The organism is Ochrobactrum sp. MYb379, assembly GCF_037479515.1.
In the GTDB taxonomy this organism is placed as follows: domain Bacteria; phylum Pseudomonadota; class Alphaproteobacteria; order Rhizobiales; family Rhizobiaceae; genus Brucella.
Genome location: NZ_JBBGYW010000003.1, coordinates 498,196 through 517,711 on the forward strand (window position 1 = coordinate 498,196; position 19,516 = coordinate 517,711).

Here is a 19,516-nt window from a genome sequence, read left to right on the forward strand (position 1 = left end):
TATGCATGCGGTGCATTTTACTTTATAATCAAACTGCGCGTAATGCATTCTATGGGAAATAAAGTAGGAGAATGAAGCCTGAGATGGCACTTCCAAACATCAATCAGATTGATCTCAATCTTCTGCGGATTTTCGATGCGATCTTCCGTGAGCGAAATATCATGCGTGCGGCGCAGCGCCTCGGCATGAGCCAGCCAGCTGCCAGCCACGCTCTCGCTCGGCTACGACATACGCTTCAGGATGATCTATTTGTGCGTTCAGCACGCGGCATGTTACCAACTTCACGCGCTGAACAACTTTCAGGCCCCATTCGTCAGGCATTGAATTATCTTGAACTCGGCCTTCAGGCGCAAGATTTTAATCCTCTGACCGCAAACCAAAAATTCCGTATAGCGCTCGATAACTGTAGCGCCGTCGCGCTAACTGCCAAACTCGTTCAGACAGTCGAAGCCAATGCTCCCGGAATTTCTCTGATCTTGCGCCCCAGTGGAACGATTGATGTGGATCGCCTCATTGATGATTCTGAGCTGGATCTCTTTATCGGCAAACCTGGAATTGAGCGCGAACGCTTTGCTTCCGTGGAATTGGGCGACGATGATTTCGTTGTTGTTCATCACAAAAATCTGCGCGAACCCAATACAAAAATTTCCGTAACGGAACTCATCAGCCAACCACACCTCAATTTGTCATCAACAGGGGATGATGTGGGGTTTCTCGATACCTGGCTTGCACAACAAAAGGTATCGCGCAACGTCAAGCATTCTATCCCCTTACTCGGATTCAGCACTGTGATGGAGGATCAGGATGTCTTGGCAGTTATGCGGCGACCGATTGCAAAGGTCGTTTGTCAGAGCTCACATCTAGCGATGAGCGAACTACCTTTTGAATCGCCACGGATATCAATCTGTATGCGATGGCATAAGCGCCTAGATTCCCAGCCTGCGCATAGCTGGCTACGCGATACAATTGTTAGAAATATCTTCTCTTAAAAAGCCAAAAGGAAATCCGCCACACCCCATCGCAATTCCCTTAATAAATCCCATGCATGACGGCATCATAATGATTTTCTATTGCCATTGTGCAGCTACAAGATTTTTTACTAAGGGCCGCTTTATCGCGAATAACGACACTCCCTCGACGCGTTTCGATTATTTCTTCTGATCTGAGTTGACCTAGAGTGCGCGTCACAAAGGTTCGTCCCACACCAAGCATTTCAGATAGCTGATCATGGGTAAGTTCAAAACTATCTGAGTTGGTACGAGCCGAGGCGGCTAGCAACCATTTTGCGGTACGTTGCGTAATCGTGTGCGTTGCATTGCAGGCGGCGGTTTGAAATACCTGTGCCATAAGGCAGTCAGAATACCGTGAAAACCAATGCCTCAGCGCCACAGATTCAGCCTTCACCTGTTCTAGAGCAGCTGTTTTAATACGAAGAAATCTGCCCGGATTGCGTACAATTGCGGTCGCATAAGCTGGGAGACTGCCATTCGATACAATTCCACCGATAGCACCTTCCCGGCCAATTAACGCCACTTCCACTGCACTATTGTCATCATCAACCCAGCGCTGAAAACTTGCCATCGCCGAGCCGCAGGGGAACCACGTATTTAAAACATCGTCACCTGCTTTGTGTAAAATTGTGAGGGCATCCATTTCGAAAGCCATTGTGTGCGGAGCCAACCTTTTTCGGTCATCCTCACTAAGCATCAATAACAACAGATTATCTGAGGTTTCGCTAATCAGTTGCGTACTCATTGAAAACATTCTTTTATTTCCCTGCAAAATGTCCATAAGTGGACAGACGCGAAAGAGGTGTTATGTTACTTTTTGACATAACTTCGGCAATTAATAGGGACTTTATTTTTGCTCGCCCCCTGAAGGAACACATAAAAAAGCTCATTGCAAAAATGCTCCTAATTCAAGAAAGCATTAGGCGCATAAAAGTTCCCGTCCTTAAAACACCTGTTTAATTCGTTCATGTGAGAAAGTGCGCCGCTTCTAATGTATATACCGGAGTCTGTTAACCTCACGAACTGCGATCGCGAACCTATTCATATTCCTGGTTCCATACAGGCACACGGCGCGATGCTCGTCATTGACCCTGTAACTCAACGATTACGATATGCGTCAGCTAACTTCTCAACGTTAACAGGTTATACCGGCACCCTGACCCCTGGAACTGACATTTCTCAGATCGCTGGTGATAAGAATGCGCATGATTTTCGCAATGCCGTTGCCAAATCAAGAGAACCCGGTCTTTCTTCCATCATTATTGGCTTACGCTTTCCCGGCAGAGCCCCCCTTTTTGACGCCGTCGTCCATTCGCACGACGGGAATATTTTTGTCGAATTCGAACCCTCACCAGATAGAGGACAAACAGCGCGACAAGCGCTTGATCTCACACGCTCCGTTATTCACAGATTGGGGCTGGAAGAAAATGTAGATCGAGCAGCCACGGCTGCGGCACGACTTGTTCGCGCAATGCTTGGTTACGATCGTGTTATGATCTACCGTTTTCTTCACAATGGCGCAGGACGGGTCATTGCGGAAGCAAAGATATCTACCCTGAATAGCTTTATGGGACAGCACTTCCCGGCAAGCGACATTCCAGTTCAGGCCCGCAAGCTATATATAAGCAACACGATCCGGATGATCGCGGACACGACATCCTCACCCGTTGGATTAAGTCCTGCACTGTTGCCGGATGAAAAACCTGTAGATATGTCTTTCGCACAATTAAGAAGCGTTTCGCCTATTCATTGTGAGTATCTGAACAATATGGGTGTCGCGGCATCACTATCCATATCAGTAATTGTGAACGGCGAACTATGGGGTTTGATTGCGTGTCATCATGATACACCAAAAATCACGCCATTACCGCTTCGCATTGGCGCAGAACTCTTTGGACAGTATTTTTCACTTCACATTGCTGCTTGCGAGCGTCGGGCAACCTTGCAAGCGACTGCCGATACGCGGTCGAAGCTCGACTCCATCGTATCGAGGCTAGGCATTAACAGCTCAATGCGTGATGACCTAATTAGCCAGTTACCGGAGTTTGCAAAATTAGTTGCAAGCCACGGAGCGGCTTTATGGATGAATGACCAATGGTTTCAGACAGGGGATGCTTTGGATGAAGAACCGACGCGTCAATTGCTGAACAATATAAAACAACAATCATCAAATGACATATGGTCCACGTCTGAGATAAAGTCCTTCCTTCCAGATATAGACTCCAATGTAGCTGGATTGATAGCAATCCCTCTGTCCGTCACATTTGGTGAGTATCTTATTCTATTTAGAAATGAAGAGGCCCATCAAATCGAATGGGCGGGAGAACCTGTAAAACAGGTTTTAAATACGCCTTTTGGAGAGCGTCTGACGCCACGCGGTAGTTTTGATACGTGGCGAGAGGATGTGAAAGGTAGATCAATGCCTTGGACAGCAACAGATATTTCTGTCGCCCGTGCCATAGCAACATATCTGCGAGACGTTATTCTTCGCCAGAACGAGATATCAGAGAAAGAACGTGTTCGCACGGAACAACGCCGGCGTATTTTAAATGCCGAACTCAACCACCGGGTTAAAAACATATTGTCCCTCGTTAAGTCTATCGCCAAGCAAACCGGGATGGGTGCCAGAAATGTTGACGAATATGCGCAAACGTTGGAAGGACGACTTCGCGCGCTTTCCTCAGCGCATGACCAGTCATTAGATGGTTCCAAGAGCGGCTTTATTAAAACATTAGTCGAGAGCGAAGCTGATCTATTTAGGGACAATGAAACACCCGATAGGATAGTTCTCGATGGCGCTCCCCTCATCCTCGACCAGCGCGCCTATAGCGTCCTGTCGTTGGTAATGCATGAAATGATGACCAATGCCGCAAAATACGGCGCGCTTTCAACAGATCAGGGTCAATTATGTATCAGATGGGAGCTGACCGAAACTGGAGACTGCCTGATCAACTGGAAGGAAATAGGTGGTCCAGTTGTTGTTCGCCCAACACAAACCGGCTTTGGTACAAAGCTGATCAAAAGTTCCTTTGAATATGACCTTCGTGGAAAGGTTCATATCGAACATCACGATAGTGGCTTATGCGCAACATTTCAAATTCCCGCATCCCATGTTGTATTAGGGGAACTTAGTACGCTTGCACCCATTTCACAAAACGCGTTCAATCAGCCACAACTTGATGGAATTTCGGTTCTTGTCGTGGAAGACCAGAGTCTTATCGCGATGGACGTCGAGGATACCCTGCGGGAAATGGGTGCGAAGAATATACAACTTGCAAGCGATACAAACGATGCCATCTCAACTCTAAAATCATTTCAGCCAGACATTGCTATATTAGACTTCAATCTTGGATCCAAAACATCTGAGGCAGTCGCAGATATTCTTTCTGAACACAAAATCCCATTTATATTTATGACAGGCTACAGTGACGATTCAGCCATTCCAGAGCGTTTCCGTGCCATCGATATTTTACGAAAACCTATCAGCAAATCATCACTCGCTACCAAGTTAAAAAATAACTTGGAGGCGAAATAAAAAACACCAAACTTACGGATATTGTGCTCCGGTGACGGTCAAATAAACTGCATAAAGCGATTTTGTTGCAGTGATGAAAAGCCGGTTGCGACGTGGCCCGCCAAAAGTGACATTTGCGACGGTCTGTGGCGTATTGATCTTGCCGAGAAGCTGGCCTCCAGGCGAAAAGCAATGTACGCCGTCGCCCGCACTCGTCCAAAGGTTGCCGTCTGTATCGAAGCGAAAGCCATCTGGCAGACCGTTATCAATCGTGCAGAAAATCTTACCGCCCGTGACGCCCCCGCCGTTATCAACGATATCGAAAACGCGGATATGACGCGGTGCTTTTTCGTCGTGGCTATAGGCGCTGTCGGCAACAAAAAGCTTTGTTTCATCAGGCGAAAAGGCAAGACCATTTGGCTGCACAAAGTCTGTGATGACGGCATTAAGCTCGCCGCTTTTAGGATCAAGTCGATAGACATTCCGGGTCGGCTGTTCAGGCTCCGCTTTATAGCCTTCATAATCACCCATAATACCGTAGGTCGGGTCGGTAAACCAGACGGACCCGTCAGAGCGCACGATAACGTCATTGGGTGCGTTGAGCCTTTTGCCCTGATAGTTGTCAGCAAGCACGGTGATGCTGCCGTCGAGTTCGGTACGGGTGACACGACGTCCGCCATGCTCACAGGAGACCAGTCGTCCTTCACGGTCGCGCGTATTGCCATTGGCAAAATTCGATGGCTGGCGAAAGGTCGAGACCCCGCCATCTGGAACCCAGCGCAAAATACGCTGGTTGGGAATGTCACTCCAAAGCAGGCAGTTTAAATCACCGAACCAAGCCGGACCTTCGGCCCAGCGACAATCGCTGTAAAGTTCATCAAGATCGGCGCTTGATACGATCAAGTGTTTAAAGCGCTCATCGTGAACTTCGTAAATTGAATTATTCTGAGACAAGAAAAATACTCCGGGAATGCTGTTTAGCGCTCAGGTCTGCGGCTACTGGCAAGGAAAATCACCGCAATAATGGTGAGCCCCGTCAGTACCAGACGAACACCGGCACCGAAGCCATAGGTGTTGAGCATCGAGACTATAAGGAACATGAAAAGTGCGGCACCCCAAATGCCGGGAATGTTGGAATCGCCACCCGCAACCGCAGTGCCGCCAATGATGACAACGGCAATCGACATCAGGAGATATTCCGTGCCCATGTTAAGTGCTGCGCCGCCTGAAAAACAGGCAAGTAGGAAGCCACAGAGCGACGCTAAAACTGCGCAGATCAGATAGGTGACGAAGCGTGTGCCATCAACCGGAACACCTGCCATGCGCGCCGCAAACGGGTTTTGCCCGATGGCTGAAATCCAACGGCCATAAATGCTTTTCTTCAGAAGTACCCAGCCAATGACCGACAACAACAGTGCAACGATTGCAACATTGGGAATGCCAAAGACAGAGGAGGTGGTGAACTGTGCCAAAACTTCAGGCGGCTTTACGCGCAGGCCGCGATTGCTCCAGATGGCAGTCGACTGGATAAGAAAGCTCATCGAAAGAGTCGCGATAATTGGCGGGATACGCAGCAACTTGATCAGTGCATAATTGCAAATGCCAATGCCAAGGCCGATCAGGAGCGCAACAGCGAGGCCTGCCAGCACCATGCTGTCCTGCGAGTCCATCAGCTTTAGAGCCAATGTCGCCGCAAGGGTCATGGTGGCCGGAACCGAGAGGTCGATATTACCGGGTCCGAGCGTGATGACGAACATCTGCCCGAGGCCGACAATCACCGAAAACGATGCGAAGGTGAAAGCCGCATGAGAAAGCCCTGCGGCACCCGCGCCACCGGTAAATGCTACGGTGATGATCCAGACCGCAATAGTCGCGATAAACGACCATATCCATGGGCGAGTTGTGAGAACGGAGACAGCGCTCATTGCTTTTTCCCCTTGCGGTCGAGACGGTTGAGGAAGAGGCGGAGTGCCAGCACCAGAATGAGGATTCCGCCCTGCGCACCGATCTGCCAGTCTGGAGAAATGCGCATGAATGAGAGGAATGAACCCGCGAGGGTGAGTGTCAGCGCGCCGATAACCGCGCCGATTGGCGAAATACGGCCACCAACAAATTCACCACCGCCCAGAATGACGCCAGCAATGGAGAGCAGCGTATAGCGCAGCGCGATATTAGCATCTGCCGAGGTAGTGAGACCAACAAGCGCGATACCTGCAAGCACTGCAAAGAAGGCTGCAAGTGCATAGGTTCCGGCACGAATTGCGGTGACAGACCAGCCTGCGCGTTCGATGGATCGGGTATTTCCGCCTGCGCCGCGCATCAGCACACCGAAAGTGGTGCGCATGACGATGAAATGCGTGACAACTGCAATCAAGATGCTTGCAACAATCGCCATCGGCACAAATGGCGGCTTTGTCGTCATAATCCAGCGCGCCCAGTCAGGCGCCTGACCGCCGGGTGACGGCAAAAGTAGAACGGCAAGCCCGCCCCAGACGAACGACATTCCGAGTGTCACAACAATGGATGGGAGATTGCGCAGGTGGATGATCGCGCCAAGTGCTGCATAGGCTGCAATTGCCGCCGCAAGGATCAGAACGCCGATGACGGGATCAGTATTGAGATAGGTCGCAGCTACACAGACTACGAAGCTCACGAAGGTTCCCATCGATAGATCAAGGTCATTGACCGCCATGATGAGCATCTGCGCGATTGTTGCGAGTGCAATCGGTACTGCGAGATTGAACAGCAGGTTAAGTCCGGTATAGCTCATGGCGCGCGGCTGCATGTAGAAAACAGCGGCCAGCAGCAAAGCGAGCGAGAAAACCGGCGTAAGCAGGCGGAGAGATGAAGCGGAGAGACGCATTATTCGTGTCCTCCCTCAAAGGATGCAGCAAGCACGTTCTTTTCCGCGATTTCGTCGCCGACCAATTCTGTCACGATTGCACCGTCGCGGAAGACATAGACACGATCACATAGTTCGATCTCGTCCATTTCGGTGGAATACCAGACAAAGGTACGGCCATTTTCTGCTTCATGGCGCAGGATTTCATAGACTTCCTGCTTGGTACCAACATCCACTCCGCGCATGGGATCGTCCATCAGAATGGCGTTGGCAGTGGTGGCAAGCGCGCGGGCAAAAAGCACTTTCTGCTGATTGCCGCCGGAAAGCGAAAGAATGCGATTGCCCATATCCGGTGTTCGGATCTGGATTTTGTCTTTCCATTGCCCGCCGAGTTGATCTTCGCGTGATTGATCGACAAGCTTCAGCGATGAGAGGCGATCAAGCGAACCAATGGTAAGATTGTGCAAGATGCTCCAGAGCGGAAACGTGCCGTTCAGGCTACGATCACCCGCTACGAAGGCGATTTCGCAATTGCGCGCAGGCAACCAATTTGGCCGACCTGCATAATAAAGATCAAGCAGCATCTTGGTCTGGCCATGACCGGCAAGTCCAGCGAGGCCGATAACTTCGCCCTTGAAAGCCTGAAACGGCTTGCTGTCATGGGGGCGCTTTTTTGCAGAGAGAACAGCTGTGCCCGTCGTGTCGGCTTTTGCCGCGCGGCGTGCCGCTTTTTCACGTTCGACGCTACCCATAGCTTCGACAAGGCTGCGGTTGGTGAATTCACTTGCTGCCCGGTTGGCGACGACCTTACCGTCTTTCATGACGACAATGCGGTCGGATGTTGAGAGGATCTCACCAAGCATATGCGAAATGAGGATCACCGAACCGCCTGTGCCCACAAAGCGACGGACATAGGCCATCAGCTGTGCAGCAATGCCCGCATCGAGCGATGAGGTCGGTTCATCGAGAATGACCAGCTTTGGCGGTGTGCCGGGGGCGGTGAAGTTGATGGCGATTTCGACCATCTGCCGCTCGGCAATGGACAACTCGTCTACGGTTGCCGCGCAATCGATCTTGTGACCGGGGAAAATCTCACTGAGCTTTGTTGCGATAAGATCGACAGCCTTACCGCGCCAGTTCGCGCCCGTGAGGTCGCGCTGCATGATGCGGACATTTTCAGCAATTGTCAGATTGGGGAAGAGCGACAGCTCCTGAAAGACGCAGCGAATGCCGTGCTTGCGGGCAGTTGCCACGCCATGACCCGCCTCACCGTGATAGGAGAGGCTGCCTTCATGCGGGGTAAGGCCGCCATTGATGACGTTGACGATGGTGGATTTGCCAGCGCCATTATGGCCGACAAGCCCGACACATTCGCCTTCATGGATCACAAGTTCAGCGCCATCCAGTGCCTTAACCGCACCGAACTGCACGCGAATATTGCGTGCGGCGACGACCTCGCCTTTGTCGATTGAATGAGACATGCATCCGAACTGTATTGGAGATAAGGGAGGGGCGGACACAGGAAATGCCCACCCCCTGGGAGAAAAGGTTTACTTCGCTTCTGCGATGACCTTCTGTGCGTCTTCCAGCGAATATTCGACATTCGCAACGCCACCCTTCTGGGTATTACCGAGATCCTTATCGAGCGATTCCTGGCTGACGCTCAGGAACGGAACGACGAGGTCTTTCTTGACTTCCTTGCCGTCGAGAATCTGCTGTGCGACCCAGAAGGCGAGTGTTGAAACGCCTGGCGCGATCGACACCGACATGGTTTCGTAGCCGTTCGCATCTTTCTGCTGCTTCCACCACTGCAGTTCGTCTTCACGGTTGCCCATAATGATAATCGGCGTTTCGCGCTTTGCAGCGGCAAAGGCCTGTGCAGCACCATAACCGTCGCCGCCCTGCGTTACGACAGCATCGATCTTCGGCAGACTTGGCAGAACACCTGCGACTGCGCGCTGTGCAACATCTGCAGCCCAATCGCCATGGACCGAGCCGACGATCTTGAAGTTCGGATGCTTCTTCACGCCTTCTTCGATACCAGCATGCATCTGATCATCGACTGAAACGCCAGCCAGCCCGCGAATTTCGAGAAGATTTCCGCCTTCAGGCAGACGCTTTGCGAGATAATCCACCTGACCTTCGCCCATGGCCTTAAAGTCAACCGCAATGCGCCATGCACAAGGCTCGGTGACAATGCCGTCGAACGAAACAACGGTAATACCGGCATCGCAGGCTTCTTTGATTGCGCCATTCAATGCAGTTGGTGAAGCGGCGTTCACGACAATCGCGTCATAGCCCTGCAAAATCATGTTCTGGATTTGCGCAGCCTGTTCTGTGGCTTGATTTTCAGCGGTCGTGAAAGCGTCGGCTGCAGAAACTGCGCCTGCGCTGACGGCTTCCTTCGTCACTTTGTCCCAGCTCTGAAGCATGGCCTGACGCCATGAGTTGCCAGCATAATTGTTGGAGAAGGCGATCTTTTTCGACGATGTGTCGGCAAATGCGCTACCGCTTGCCATCAAAGTGGCTAGTGCGGCGGATGCCAAAAGAATTTTCCCAAGCTGCATTTTATTCCTCCCAGTTGCAAATATCCGCGCCGCAGAGCGTTATGCCCTTCGGATCGTTTGAATTTGAATGTGGCGCGAAACCTCCCGCACCGCCGCTCCTCAACGGCACCAGCACGCCCGCGACATTTCCTGTTGTCTTGCGAGCAATTTTCTGGTCAAGCGAGGATGTAATAAAACTGTTGCGCTGTGAAGGCTGATCGAAGCAACTGTGCTGCGAGTTTACGCAGCAAAATTGCGGGAACCCGCAAGACGCGCCGGTAGATAAGCTGCGTAATATAACAAGCTAAGCAACCTGTCTTTGGGAGGAGAGTCGCTTGCTGGAACTAGCACCTGCACGCTTGCTCGACCGCTATCTGAATATTTCCAGATTGCTGGCGGGACAACTCGATTTCGATTCCATCATTCAGGCCGTTGCTGCTGAGATTAACCATATCTTGCCCTACGATCATCTTGATGTCTGTATCAAGATGGTGGATGGCAAGTTTCATATCGCCTATGAAAGTGGGATTGCGACGGCGTGGAGTCGTAATCCACCCGCCCTTCTCTCTGGAAGCCCTATCCGCACGGTTTTATCTGGCGAGGCTGAGTACCTGCTAACCGATGATGCCCGCACTGATCCGCGCTTTCATTTTGAGGGAGCATTCTCAACCCCAATTATCGAGCATGATCTTAAAGGGCGTCTTCATGTGCCACTGAAAGCGCAAGGTAATATTATCGGCGCATTGAGTTGCTCCAGTCTACAAACCGGCAGTTACTCGATGCGTGACGTGGAAAATGCGCAATCAATTGCTGATCTTCTGGCACCGTATTTCTTCGCAATCCGCGCCGCAGAACAGGCCAAACGCTCTGCAATTGTAGAGACAGAAGCACGGGCCCGCGAAGAGGGTTTGCGTTTTGGTGCGCTTAAACTCACGGAAGCTTTGGAGACCGAGCGTCATCGTATCGGCATGGACTTGCATGATCAGACATTGGCTGATCTCACGCGTCTGGCTAGGCATGTTGAGCGGCTGACGCGCGCGCCAGATCTTTCCGGCGAGCAGCTTGAACCACTTTTTCGAGGTTTGCAGCATTGTATGCAAGACCTTCGCCAGATCATCGAAGAGGCAAAGCCATCAGTGCTCCAGCTTTTCGGTTTTGCGCAGGCAACGGAAAACCATCTTGATCGCTCGATCCGCGAAAGTGCGGTCGCCATTGAGTGGTTTCTAGAAGATGAGAGCGATGGTATGACCGACCGGCTTGAGGAGAGCGTTGCGACCTCGCTTTTCCGCATTGTGCAGGAAGCAATTAACAACGCGATCCGCCATGCCCTAGCTGGAGAAATCCGTGTTCGACTGCGTGATAAGGGTGGGCGACTTCTCGTTGAAGTCATGGATGACGGTATCGGTATGGATCGTCAGGCGCAGCGTATCGGACATGGTATCGATAATATGCGAACAAGGGCGCGGCTCATTTCAGCGAGCTTTGCCATCAGAAAAAATGCGGAGGGCAGCGGCACATGCGTGACAATTCATCTGCCCCCGGAAATGTGCGCGACAAGTGGAGAGTAAGATGCAGGTTTTGATCGTAGAAGATGATCCGTTGCATCGCACCTATTTGGGCGAAGCGATCCGCGCGGCGCTGCCCGAATGCAGTGATGTGCTGGAAGCGGATAATGGCTCGACGGGTGAAAAGCTCGCTCGCATGCATCGTGCAGCGCATATTGTGATGGACTTGCAGATGAGTGGGCGCAACGGCATTGAAGCTGCTCGCACCATCTGGAAGGAAAATCCGGAAACGCGCATTTTATTCTGGTCGAATTATGCCGATGAAGCCTATGTGCGTGGTGTTTCGCGCATTGTACCGGAAGGTGCGGCCTATGGTTATGTGCTAAAATCGGCATCCGACGACAAACTGCGTTTGGCACTTCGCAGCATTTTTGTAGAGGCCCAATGCGTAATTGATCGTGAAGTTCGTGGACTCCAACAAAAAAGCCTTGGCCATACCAGCGGTTTTAGCGAAAGCGAATATGAAATTCTGATCGATATAGCACTTGGCCTGACCGATCGCGTTATTGCGCGTCGCCGTAATCTGTCGCTCCGAAGCGTTCAAAACCGCTTACAACAGCTTTACGAAAAGCTTGGTGTCTATCAGGAAAAAGGCGAGCCTGATGAAGGGCGTTTCAACTTACGCTCGCGCGCAGTAACTGTCGCACTGTTACGAAAGCTTTTGAATTATAGCGCACTGGAACGCGCTGAAATCGAGCTGAGTGAATGGCTTAAGTAAATACATTAAGATCTAAGCATCTCGATCATAGATCTATTCTTAGAAAAAAACACTATAATATTGCTAACAAATCCGCTGCTGAGAGCCCATACAACATCGACAGTATGACCCTGATATCAGCAGCGGTAATTTTATCCCCAGATGCCTTTTCTAATTAAAGGCACCACTGTCACTTCTGCTTTCAGGGCGTTCTTTCGCAACCTTCTCGCGATAGCCGCTGGCCCGATAAGCCGCATTCGGCTCGATTGCTCCGCCGGTACGTCGACGTGCTTCTGCCAGAATTGGCTCGACGTCGGTACGATAAGCGCGCTTCAACGTATCAGATGCCATCAGGGCATCGTTTTCCTGCTGATAGGTTTCCAGCGCTTCCCGATCCACCAACAAAGCCTGCGCATAAGCACGACGGATTTCATTGGCAGATGAAATCAGGCTTTCAATCGGGTCGGTCACATTATGTGACTGATCAATCATGTGCTCAGGATGGAAATCCTTTACACCGCGATAATCGGCGTCGACAAGCTCATTGAAAACGAGGAACAGGCGGTATGGATCGATTGATCCCGCATCGAGATCGTCGTCACCATATTTGCTGTCATTGAAATGGAAGCCACCGAGCTTTCCGAACTGGATCAACCGCGCCACGATCATTTCAATATTGGTGTTTGGTGCATGGTGGCCAAGATCGACCAGACATTGCGCCTTTGGACCAAGGGTCGAGGCTATAAGGTAATTCGTGCCCCAGTCCTGCACGACTGAAGAATAAAAGGCTGGCTCATACATTTTGTGTTCAGAGAACAGCCGCCAGTCATCCGGAAGCGCTTTATAAATTTCACCCATCGAATGCAGATAACGCTCGAATGCGCGGGTGAAATTCTGCTGACCCGGGAAGTTTGAACCATCGCCAAGCCAGACGGTCAATGCCTTCGAACCGATGGCATTTCCGATCTTGATGCACTCAATATTATGTTCAATAGCCTGAGCGCGCACGGCCGGATCGACATGCGTAAGCGAGCCATATTTATAGGAATGCTGCTGATCAGCCGAATCCGAGAACGTGTTGGAATTCATCGCGTCAAAACCAAGCCCGAGTGCTTCCGCATGGGCTTTCAGTTTTTTCGGATCAGTCTTATCCCACGGAATATGCAGCGAAACGTTCGGCGTCGCGCGTGACAATTCGTTGATGACCGAACAATCGTCGAGTTTGTCAAAAATTCCGCGCGGCTCACCGCGACCGGGGAAACGGCCAAAACGTGTGCCGCCAGTCCCTGTTCCCCAAGAGGGGACAGCGACAAAATATTTGCCAACCTTATCAGTGATTTTTTCAATTTCGATGCCACGACGGGCAAGCTGTTCGCCAAGAGCCTGATAGTCACTCTTCTGTGCATTCTCAAAGCCTGAATTATGCTCAGCGATGAAATCGGCTGCAATACGTTGTTCGGACATGGTTCCTCCCAGAATGTCCTGAATTTCAATAAAGGAAGACAGAGAAGCAAGAGCGCCCTTCTGCCTTCTTGATTATTAGCGCGGGAAGCTCACCTGATTTCCGGCGTCAACATTGATAATGTTGCCCGTGGATTTGGCTGAAGCATCACTCGCAAGGAAGTAGATCGCTTCTGCAATATCTTCCGGCAATACATTGAGTTTGAGCAGCGAGCGCTTGCGGTAATGCTCTTCCAGTTCAGTGACGTCGATCTTAGATGACGCTGCACGCTGTTCACGCCATTCGCCGTCCCAGATTTTCGAGCCGCGCAGTACAGCATCCGGGTTGACCACATTCACACGAATACCAGCTTCTGCACCTTCAAGGGCAAGACAACGCGCCAGATGGATTTCTGCAGCCTTTGCCGTGCAATAGGCAGATGCACCGGGCGAAGCGGCGAGCCCATTCTTGGAAGCGACGAAAACCACGTTACCGCCAAGGTTCTGACGCCGGAAAAGCCGAAATGCCTCGCGAGAAACAAGAAAATATCCGGTCGCAAGAATATCAATATTGCGGTTCCACATCGAAAGCTCGGTCTTTTCGATCGGTGCAGACGATGCAATACCGGCATTTGAAACCAATATATCGATGCCGCCAAGTTCAACACTTGCCTCTGTGAAAGCGTTGATGACCGCACTTTCATTGGTGACGTTCAACTCGACGCTGCGAACCTGATCGGAACCAAAACGCTTGGCAAGATTTGCGTGAGCGGTTTTGAGCGATTCTGCGTCGATATCTGTCAGAACCACGCAAGCGCCCTCACCTGCCAGACGTTCAGCGGTGGCATAGCCGATGCCACCTGCACCGCCCGTAATCAACGCAATGCGTCCAGCCAGGCTTTTAGGTTTCGGCATACGCTGGAGTTTGGCTTCTTCAAGCAGCCAATATTCAATATCGAAGGCTTCCTGTTCGGGCAGCCCCTGATATTCAGATACGGATGATGCGCCGCGCATGACGTTGATTGCGTTCACATAGAACTCGCCGGCAATACGCGCTGTCGCTTTGTCGCGCGCGAAAGACAACATGCCGACGCCGGGGATCAGGAAAATGACCGGGTTGGGATCGCGCATTTTCGGCGAGTTGTCGTGCTTGCAGCTCTCATAATAGCGCGTGTAATCAGCGCGATAGGCTTCGAGTGAAGCTTCGAGACCAGCAACCACACCATCAACATCCGGTTTCGCGGGATCGAAATCGACCACAAGTGGGCGAATTTTCGTGCGCAGGAAGTGATCCGGGCAAGATGTGCCAAGGCGTGCGAGTGGCTCTAGTTCTTTCGAATTTACGAATTGCAAAACCGCATCCTGATCATCGAAATGGCCAAGCTTGCGCTCTTCCTTTCCGATCAACCCGCGTATCTCAGGCATGAGACGCGCAGCAATTGCACGGCGTTCTGAATCATCAAGGCTTTGTGTGACAGCACCGCCAAAAGCGGCCTTGCCTTCACCCTTCTTATCAAGCCATTCGATAGCCTTGTTGATGATTTCAAGCGTTAGCTCATAGCAGGCTTTTGCATCATTGGCCCATGTGAAAAGCCCATGACTTTCAAGGACTACACCCTTTGCATTCGGATTTGCTTTCACGAAAGCTTCAAGGTCAAGACCGAGCTGGAAGCCCGGACGGCGCCACGGAAGCCAGCCAATTTCGTCGCCGAAAATCTCTGCCGTCAGCTCGCGGGAATTTTTGGATGCGGCAATTGCGATGATCGCATCAGGATGCATATGATCAACATGCGTAAATGGTACAAAACCATGCAATGGCGTATCAATGGAAGCGGCACGAGGATTGAGATTGAATGTGCAGTGCGGAAGGAAGCCGACCATACGGTCTTCGTCTTCAACGCCCTTATAGATGCCCTTCAACGCGTCGAGCTTATCCTGATAAAGCGTCGAAAAACCGTCAAGCTTAATGGTGCCAACATCGCCACCAGAGCCTTTAACCCAAAGTACCGGAACGGTCTTTCCAGTGAGGGGGTCGGTTTCCTGTACCTTGGCTGATGTATTACCACCACCATAATTGGTGATCCGCTTATCAGAGCCGAGCAGGTTTGAGCGGTAAAGCAATTTTCCAGGCTCATCCAGCGTTGCCGCTTTCGCGTCGTCCCATCGATTATCCAACAGCCTATTTTGCGCCACCATCTCATCCTCCCGATATATGGTGAAGACCTGACTGAACGCTGTTTACGCCCAATCGATCACATTTCAGGCAGATATGGCGTTATGTAACGGAAGGTGTCAATCAAAAATAATCATAATCGATCAACAATAGTAAATTTTATATCGCTAGTGATTGTTTGTGATTGACATCTTCCCCTTTTATGTTTGATACATGAGGGAGGAGGAGCCATGCACGAGAGAGAACGCCACCGTATTATCCTGAGTGCAGTTCAGGAAAAGCCGGTGATCACCATTCAGGATCTTGTAGAACTGACGGAAGCGTCTGAGGCGACGCTGCGACGTGATATTGCATCTCTTCATATGCAAGGCCGTATTAAACGCGTTCGTGGTGGCGCAGAAGCTATTCATCCACCGCAACTCAGCAATCTTGCAGGTCGTTCCTTTAAAGTATCGGAAGCCGAGAATACGGATTGCAAACGCGCAATTGCACGCGAAGCCGTATCGCTTTGCGAAGAAGGTGACAGCATTATCATCAATGGTGGCTCAACCACGTTTCAGATGGTGCATTACCTTGCAGCGCGGCGCATGCAAGTACTGACAAATTCTTTTGCAATCGCTGAACATCTTTTGCGGCAGTCCAAAAGCACAGTTCTGGTGCCGGGTGGCGCGATTTATCGCGAACAGAGCCTTATTCTGTCGCCATTCGATAATGACGTGATCCGCAACTTTTACGGGCGACGCATGTTTCTGGGATGTCAGGGCATCAGTCCGCTTGGCGTGATGGAAGCAGACGCTTTGATTATTCAAAGCGAACAAAAACTGATGGGCCAGGCGGACGAAATCGTCCTGATGGTCGATTCATCAAAATTCACCCGCCGTTCAAGCCTCATCCTTTGTCCTCTTGATCGGGTCAGTACACTGATCACCGATGACGGCATTTCGGACGATGCACGACGGATGGTCGAAAATGCAGGCATCAGGCTCATCGTAACGCCTGTATCTGCGAATGCTGGCAAAGGCAATGATCGGGGAGAGACCACAGAGGTTGCCTAGGCTTTAATATAAATCGGAATGTTCTTAATCGGGAGGAATGGGACATGAAACTTTTCAAAAAACTGGCAATGAGCACGGCTATTGCCGTTGCTCTCATGGCAACTGCGGCGCAGGCTGCTGACATGAAAATTGCACTTGTTGCGAAGTCGCTGGGCAATGGCTTTTTTGAAGCCGCCAACAAGGGCGCACAGGAAGCTGCCAAGGAACTGGGTGGCGTCGAAGTTATCTACACCGGCCCAACGACAACAACTGCCGAAGGCCAGATTGAAGTTATCAATTCGCTCATTGCACAAGGCGTGGATGCGATTGCAATTTCGGCAAACGATCCGGATGCAGTTGTTCCAGCACTCAAAAAGGCTGCGCAGCGTGGTATCAAGGTTATCTCATGGGATTCAGGTGTCGCACCTGAAGGCCGCATCGTCCATCTCAATCCATCATCGAACGATCTGATTGGCAAGATGTGTTTGACGCTTGCAGCAAACCATCTTCCGGACGGCAAGGGTGATTTCGCGATCCTTTCGGCAACAACCACCTCGACCAATCAGAACATCTGGATTGACGAGATGAAGAAGCAGCTCAAGGATTTTCCGGGCCTTAATCTCGTCACCACCGTTTACGGTGATGATCTTGCCGACAAGAGCTATCGTGAAGCACAGGGCCTCCTCACCTCCAATCCCAATGTGAAGGTGATTGTCGCTCCAACTACGGTTGGCGTGCTTGCTGCCTCGCAGGCTGTCAAAGACGCGGGCAAAATCGGCGATGTTTATGTAACCGGCCTTGGTCTTCCGTCCGAAATGGCAGGCGCCATCAAGTCGGGTGCAACCAAGGAATTCGCGATCTGGAACCCGATTGATCTTGGTTATTCTGCAACGCAGATTGCCTATCATCTCGTAAAGGGTGATGCAGACGGCAAGCCGGGCTCGGAAATCGAAGCCGGTCGCATGGGCAAGATCAAGATTGGCGAAAACGGCGAAGCCGCGATGAGCGATCCATTTGTCTATGACGCATCGAACATCGACGAATTCTCCAAGGTCTTTTAATTTTAAGACTGAGGCTGGCGGTGCAATGGATAATCTTGCACCGCCATCATTTTCCGAATTGAATTCAGGTATTTCTGATGAATGCAGCTTTGCAGAAAAGCGGGCAATCGGTGTTGCCTGCCAGCCATCCGGATACGCCTTTGCTGGAAATGCGCGGCATTGCCAAGACATTTCCCGGAGTGCGAGCGCTCGATAACGTCAATATCGCGCTCTATCCAGGCCAGGTAACAGCACTGATCGGCGAAAACGGAGCGGGCAAATCGACGCTCGTCAAAATTCTGACGGGAATCTATCACCCGGACGAAGGCGAAATTCTGATTGATGGTCAGCCGGTTCATTTTTCGACTGCGCAGGATGCGACCGACGCCGGTGTAACCGCCATTCATCAGGAAACGGTGCTTTTCGACGAATTATCCGTTGGCGAGAATATCTATCTCGGCCATGCACCCCGCACGAAGCTTGGCTTCGTCAATTGGGCGGCAGTCTTTGCACGGGCACAGGCTCTGCTCTCTTCGCTGGAAATCACGGTTGATGCACGTATCAAGCTGCGAGAACTTTCCATCGCGCAGCGGCATCTGGTGGCAATTGCGCGCGCGCTTTCGGTGGATTCCAGCGTCGTCATTATGGATGAGCCGACCGCGGCCCTGTCACGCAAAGAGGTTGATGATCTTTTCCGCATCGTCGAGCGGCTGAAATCACAGGGCAAGGCGATCCTGTTCATCAGCCACAAGTTTGATGAAGTCTACGAGATTGCGGACCGTTACGCTGTTTTCCGTGATGGCTGTGCCGTTGGGCACGGACTATTGTCGGAAATGAACGAGCGCGAAATTGTCCGGCTGATGGTTGGACGTTTGGTGGAAAAGGCTTTTCCCAAGCAGGATGTTGCGCTTGGCGACACGGTGCTGAAGGTTGCGAACTATTCTCATCCGACCGAGTTCCGTGACATATCCTTTGAGCTGCGGCGCGGTGAAATCCTTGGTGTCTATGGTCTGGTGGGCGCGGGTCGTTCCGAGTTCGCACAATCGCTGTTTGGCATGACGACGCCTTCATCCGGCCAGGTTGTGCTGGAAGGCAAGGAAATCAAAATCCGCCGCTCGGGCGATGCAATTGCTCAAGGCATTGTCTATGTGCCGGAAGAACGCGGACGGCATGGCGCGGTTTTGCAGATGCCGATTTTTCAGAATGTATCACTTCCCTCACTGACGCGTACATCGCGGCGCGGGTTTCTGCGCATGGCGGAAGAATTCAAGCTCGCACGCAAATATGCTGAGCGTTTTGATCTGCGCGCTGCTGCACTTTCGGTTCCTGTGGGAACGCTTTCCGGCGGCAATCAGCAGAAGGTGGTTATCGGGAAATGGCTCGCGACCCATCCAAAGGTCATCATTCTAGATGAGCCGACCAAAGGCATTGATATTGGTTCGAAAGCCGCAGTCCATGAATTTATCAGCGAATTAGCTGCGGAAGGACTGAGCATCATTATGATCTCGTCCGAGCTACCCGAAATTATAGGTATGTCGGATCGCGTCATGGTGATGCGCGAAGGGCTGGTGGAAGGCATTTTTGATCGTGCCGACCTTGATGCCGAAGTTCTGGTGCGTGCCGCCACCGGAAATAGCGGTGAGAATGCGGGGTAG

At 51.4% G+C, this 19,516-nt stretch carries 15 protein-coding genes; 7 read left to right on the forward strand and 8 right to left on the reverse strand.

Annotation, left to right across the window (positions count from 1 at the left end):
* Nucleotides 1–83 precede the first annotated feature (83 nt).
* Complete coding sequence (locus tag WH356_RS09595; RefSeq protein WP_339510178.1) at nt 84–989, forward strand: LysR family transcriptional regulator; 906 nt, start codon at nt 84–86, stop codon at nt 987–989.
* A gap of 40 nt (nt 990–1,029) precedes the next feature.
* Here WH356_RS09595 and WH356_RS09600 read toward each other — a convergent pair whose 3' ends face one another.
* Entirely contained in the window at nt 1,030–1,755 is a 726-nt protein-coding gene (locus WH356_RS09600) for a Crp/Fnr family transcriptional regulator (protein ID WP_339510180.1), read from the reverse strand.
* A 246-nt stretch (nt 1,756–2,001) separates the two neighbouring features.
* Between WH356_RS09600 and WH356_RS09605 the strand changes: the two genes are divergently transcribed.
* Nucleotides 2,002–4,545 (forward strand): HWE histidine kinase domain-containing protein, encoded by a 2,544-nt coding sequence (locus tag WH356_RS09605; protein WP_339510182.1) that lies wholly within the window; start codon nt 2,002–2,004, stop codon nt 4,543–4,545.
* Between the two features lie 12 nt (nt 4,546–4,557).
* Here the strand turns inward: WH356_RS09605 and WH356_RS09610 are convergent, their stop codons facing one another.
* From WH356_RS09610 to WH356_RS09630, 5 genes are all read right to left on the reverse strand, one after another.
* On the reverse strand, nt 4,558–5,478 hold the full coding sequence (locus tag WH356_RS09610; RefSeq protein WP_339510184.1) for an SMP-30/gluconolactonase/LRE family protein: 921 nt from the start codon (nt 5,476–5,478) through the stop codon (nt 4,558–4,560).
* Between the two features lie 23 nt (nt 5,479–5,501).
* Nucleotides 5,502–6,449, reverse strand: coding sequence for an ABC transporter permease (locus WH356_RS09615; RefSeq protein WP_339510186.1), 948 nt, complete (start codon nt 6,447–6,449; stop codon nt 5,502–5,504).
* Entirely contained in the window at nt 6,446–7,387 is a 942-nt protein-coding gene (locus WH356_RS09620) for an ABC transporter permease (protein ID WP_250044175.1), read from the reverse strand. Before WH356_RS09620 ends, WH356_RS09615 begins: the two co-directional genes overlap by 4 nt.
* A complete protein-coding gene (locus WH356_RS09625) occupies nt 7,387–8,847 on the reverse strand; it encodes a sugar ABC transporter ATP-binding protein (RefSeq protein ID WP_339510188.1) in 1,461 nt (486 codons plus the stop codon). Before WH356_RS09625 ends, WH356_RS09620 begins: the two co-directional genes overlap by 1 nt.
* Before the next feature lie 69 nt (nt 8,848–8,916).
* Nucleotides 8,917–9,933, reverse strand: a complete 1,017-nt coding sequence (locus WH356_RS09630; RefSeq protein WP_339510189.1) for an ABC transporter substrate-binding protein — start codon at nt 9,931–9,933, stop codon at nt 8,917–8,919.
* 314 nt (nt 9,934–10,247) lie between these two features.
* Between WH356_RS09630 and WH356_RS09635 the strand changes: the two genes are divergently transcribed.
* Both WH356_RS09635 and WH356_RS09640 read left to right on the forward strand, forming a co-directional pair.
* The gene (locus WH356_RS09635) at nt 10,248–11,480 is read left to right on the forward strand and encodes a GAF domain-containing sensor histidine kinase (RefSeq protein WP_339510191.1); all 1,233 of its coding nucleotides are present in this window, start codon (nt 10,248–10,250) and stop codon (nt 11,478–11,480) included.
* Nucleotide 11,481: 1 nt separating this feature from the next.
* Nucleotides 11,482–12,195 (forward strand): response regulator transcription factor, encoded by a 714-nt coding sequence (locus WH356_RS09640; RefSeq protein WP_339510193.1) that lies wholly within the window; start codon nt 11,482–11,484, stop codon nt 12,193–12,195.
* A gap of 150 nt (nt 12,196–12,345) precedes the next feature.
* Here the strand turns inward: WH356_RS09640 and rhaI are convergent, their stop codons facing one another.
* Together rhaI and WH356_RS09650 are read right to left on the reverse strand one after the other, a co-directional pair.
* Nucleotides 12,346–13,638 carry an L-rhamnose catabolism isomerase gene (rhaI, locus tag WH356_RS09645; RefSeq protein WP_339510195.1) on the reverse strand — a complete coding sequence of 431 codons (1,293 nt, stop codon included), beginning with the start codon at nt 13,636–13,638 and terminating at the stop codon, nt 12,346–12,348.
* A gap of 75 nt (nt 13,639–13,713) precedes the next feature.
* A complete protein-coding gene (locus WH356_RS09650; RefSeq protein ID WP_339510197.1) occupies nt 13,714–15,810 on the reverse strand; it encodes a bifunctional rhamnulose-1-phosphate aldolase/short-chain dehydrogenase in 2,097 nt (698 codons plus the stop codon).
* Nucleotides 15,811–16,017: 207 nt separating this feature from the next.
* Between WH356_RS09650 and WH356_RS09655 the strand changes: the two genes are divergently transcribed.
* The 3 genes from WH356_RS09655 to WH356_RS09665 all read left to right on the forward strand — a co-directional run bounded on the left by WH356_RS09655 (nt 16,018) and on the right by WH356_RS09665 (nt 19,516).
* A complete protein-coding gene (locus WH356_RS09655; protein ID WP_339510199.1) occupies nt 16,018–16,842 on the forward strand; it encodes a DeoR/GlpR family DNA-binding transcription regulator in 825 nt (274 codons plus the stop codon).
* Between the two features lie 44 nt (nt 16,843–16,886).
* Nucleotides 16,887–17,882: a rhamnose ABC transporter substrate-binding protein gene (rhaS, locus tag WH356_RS09660; protein WP_339510201.1), complete on the forward strand. Its 996-nt coding sequence runs from the start codon at nt 16,887–16,889 to the stop codon at nt 17,880–17,882.
* 77 nt (nt 17,883–17,959) lie between these two features.
* Nucleotides 17,960–19,516 carry a sugar ABC transporter ATP-binding protein gene (locus WH356_RS09665; RefSeq protein WP_339510203.1) on the forward strand — a complete coding sequence of 519 codons (1,557 nt, stop codon included), beginning with the start codon at nt 17,960–17,962 and terminating at the stop codon, nt 19,514–19,516.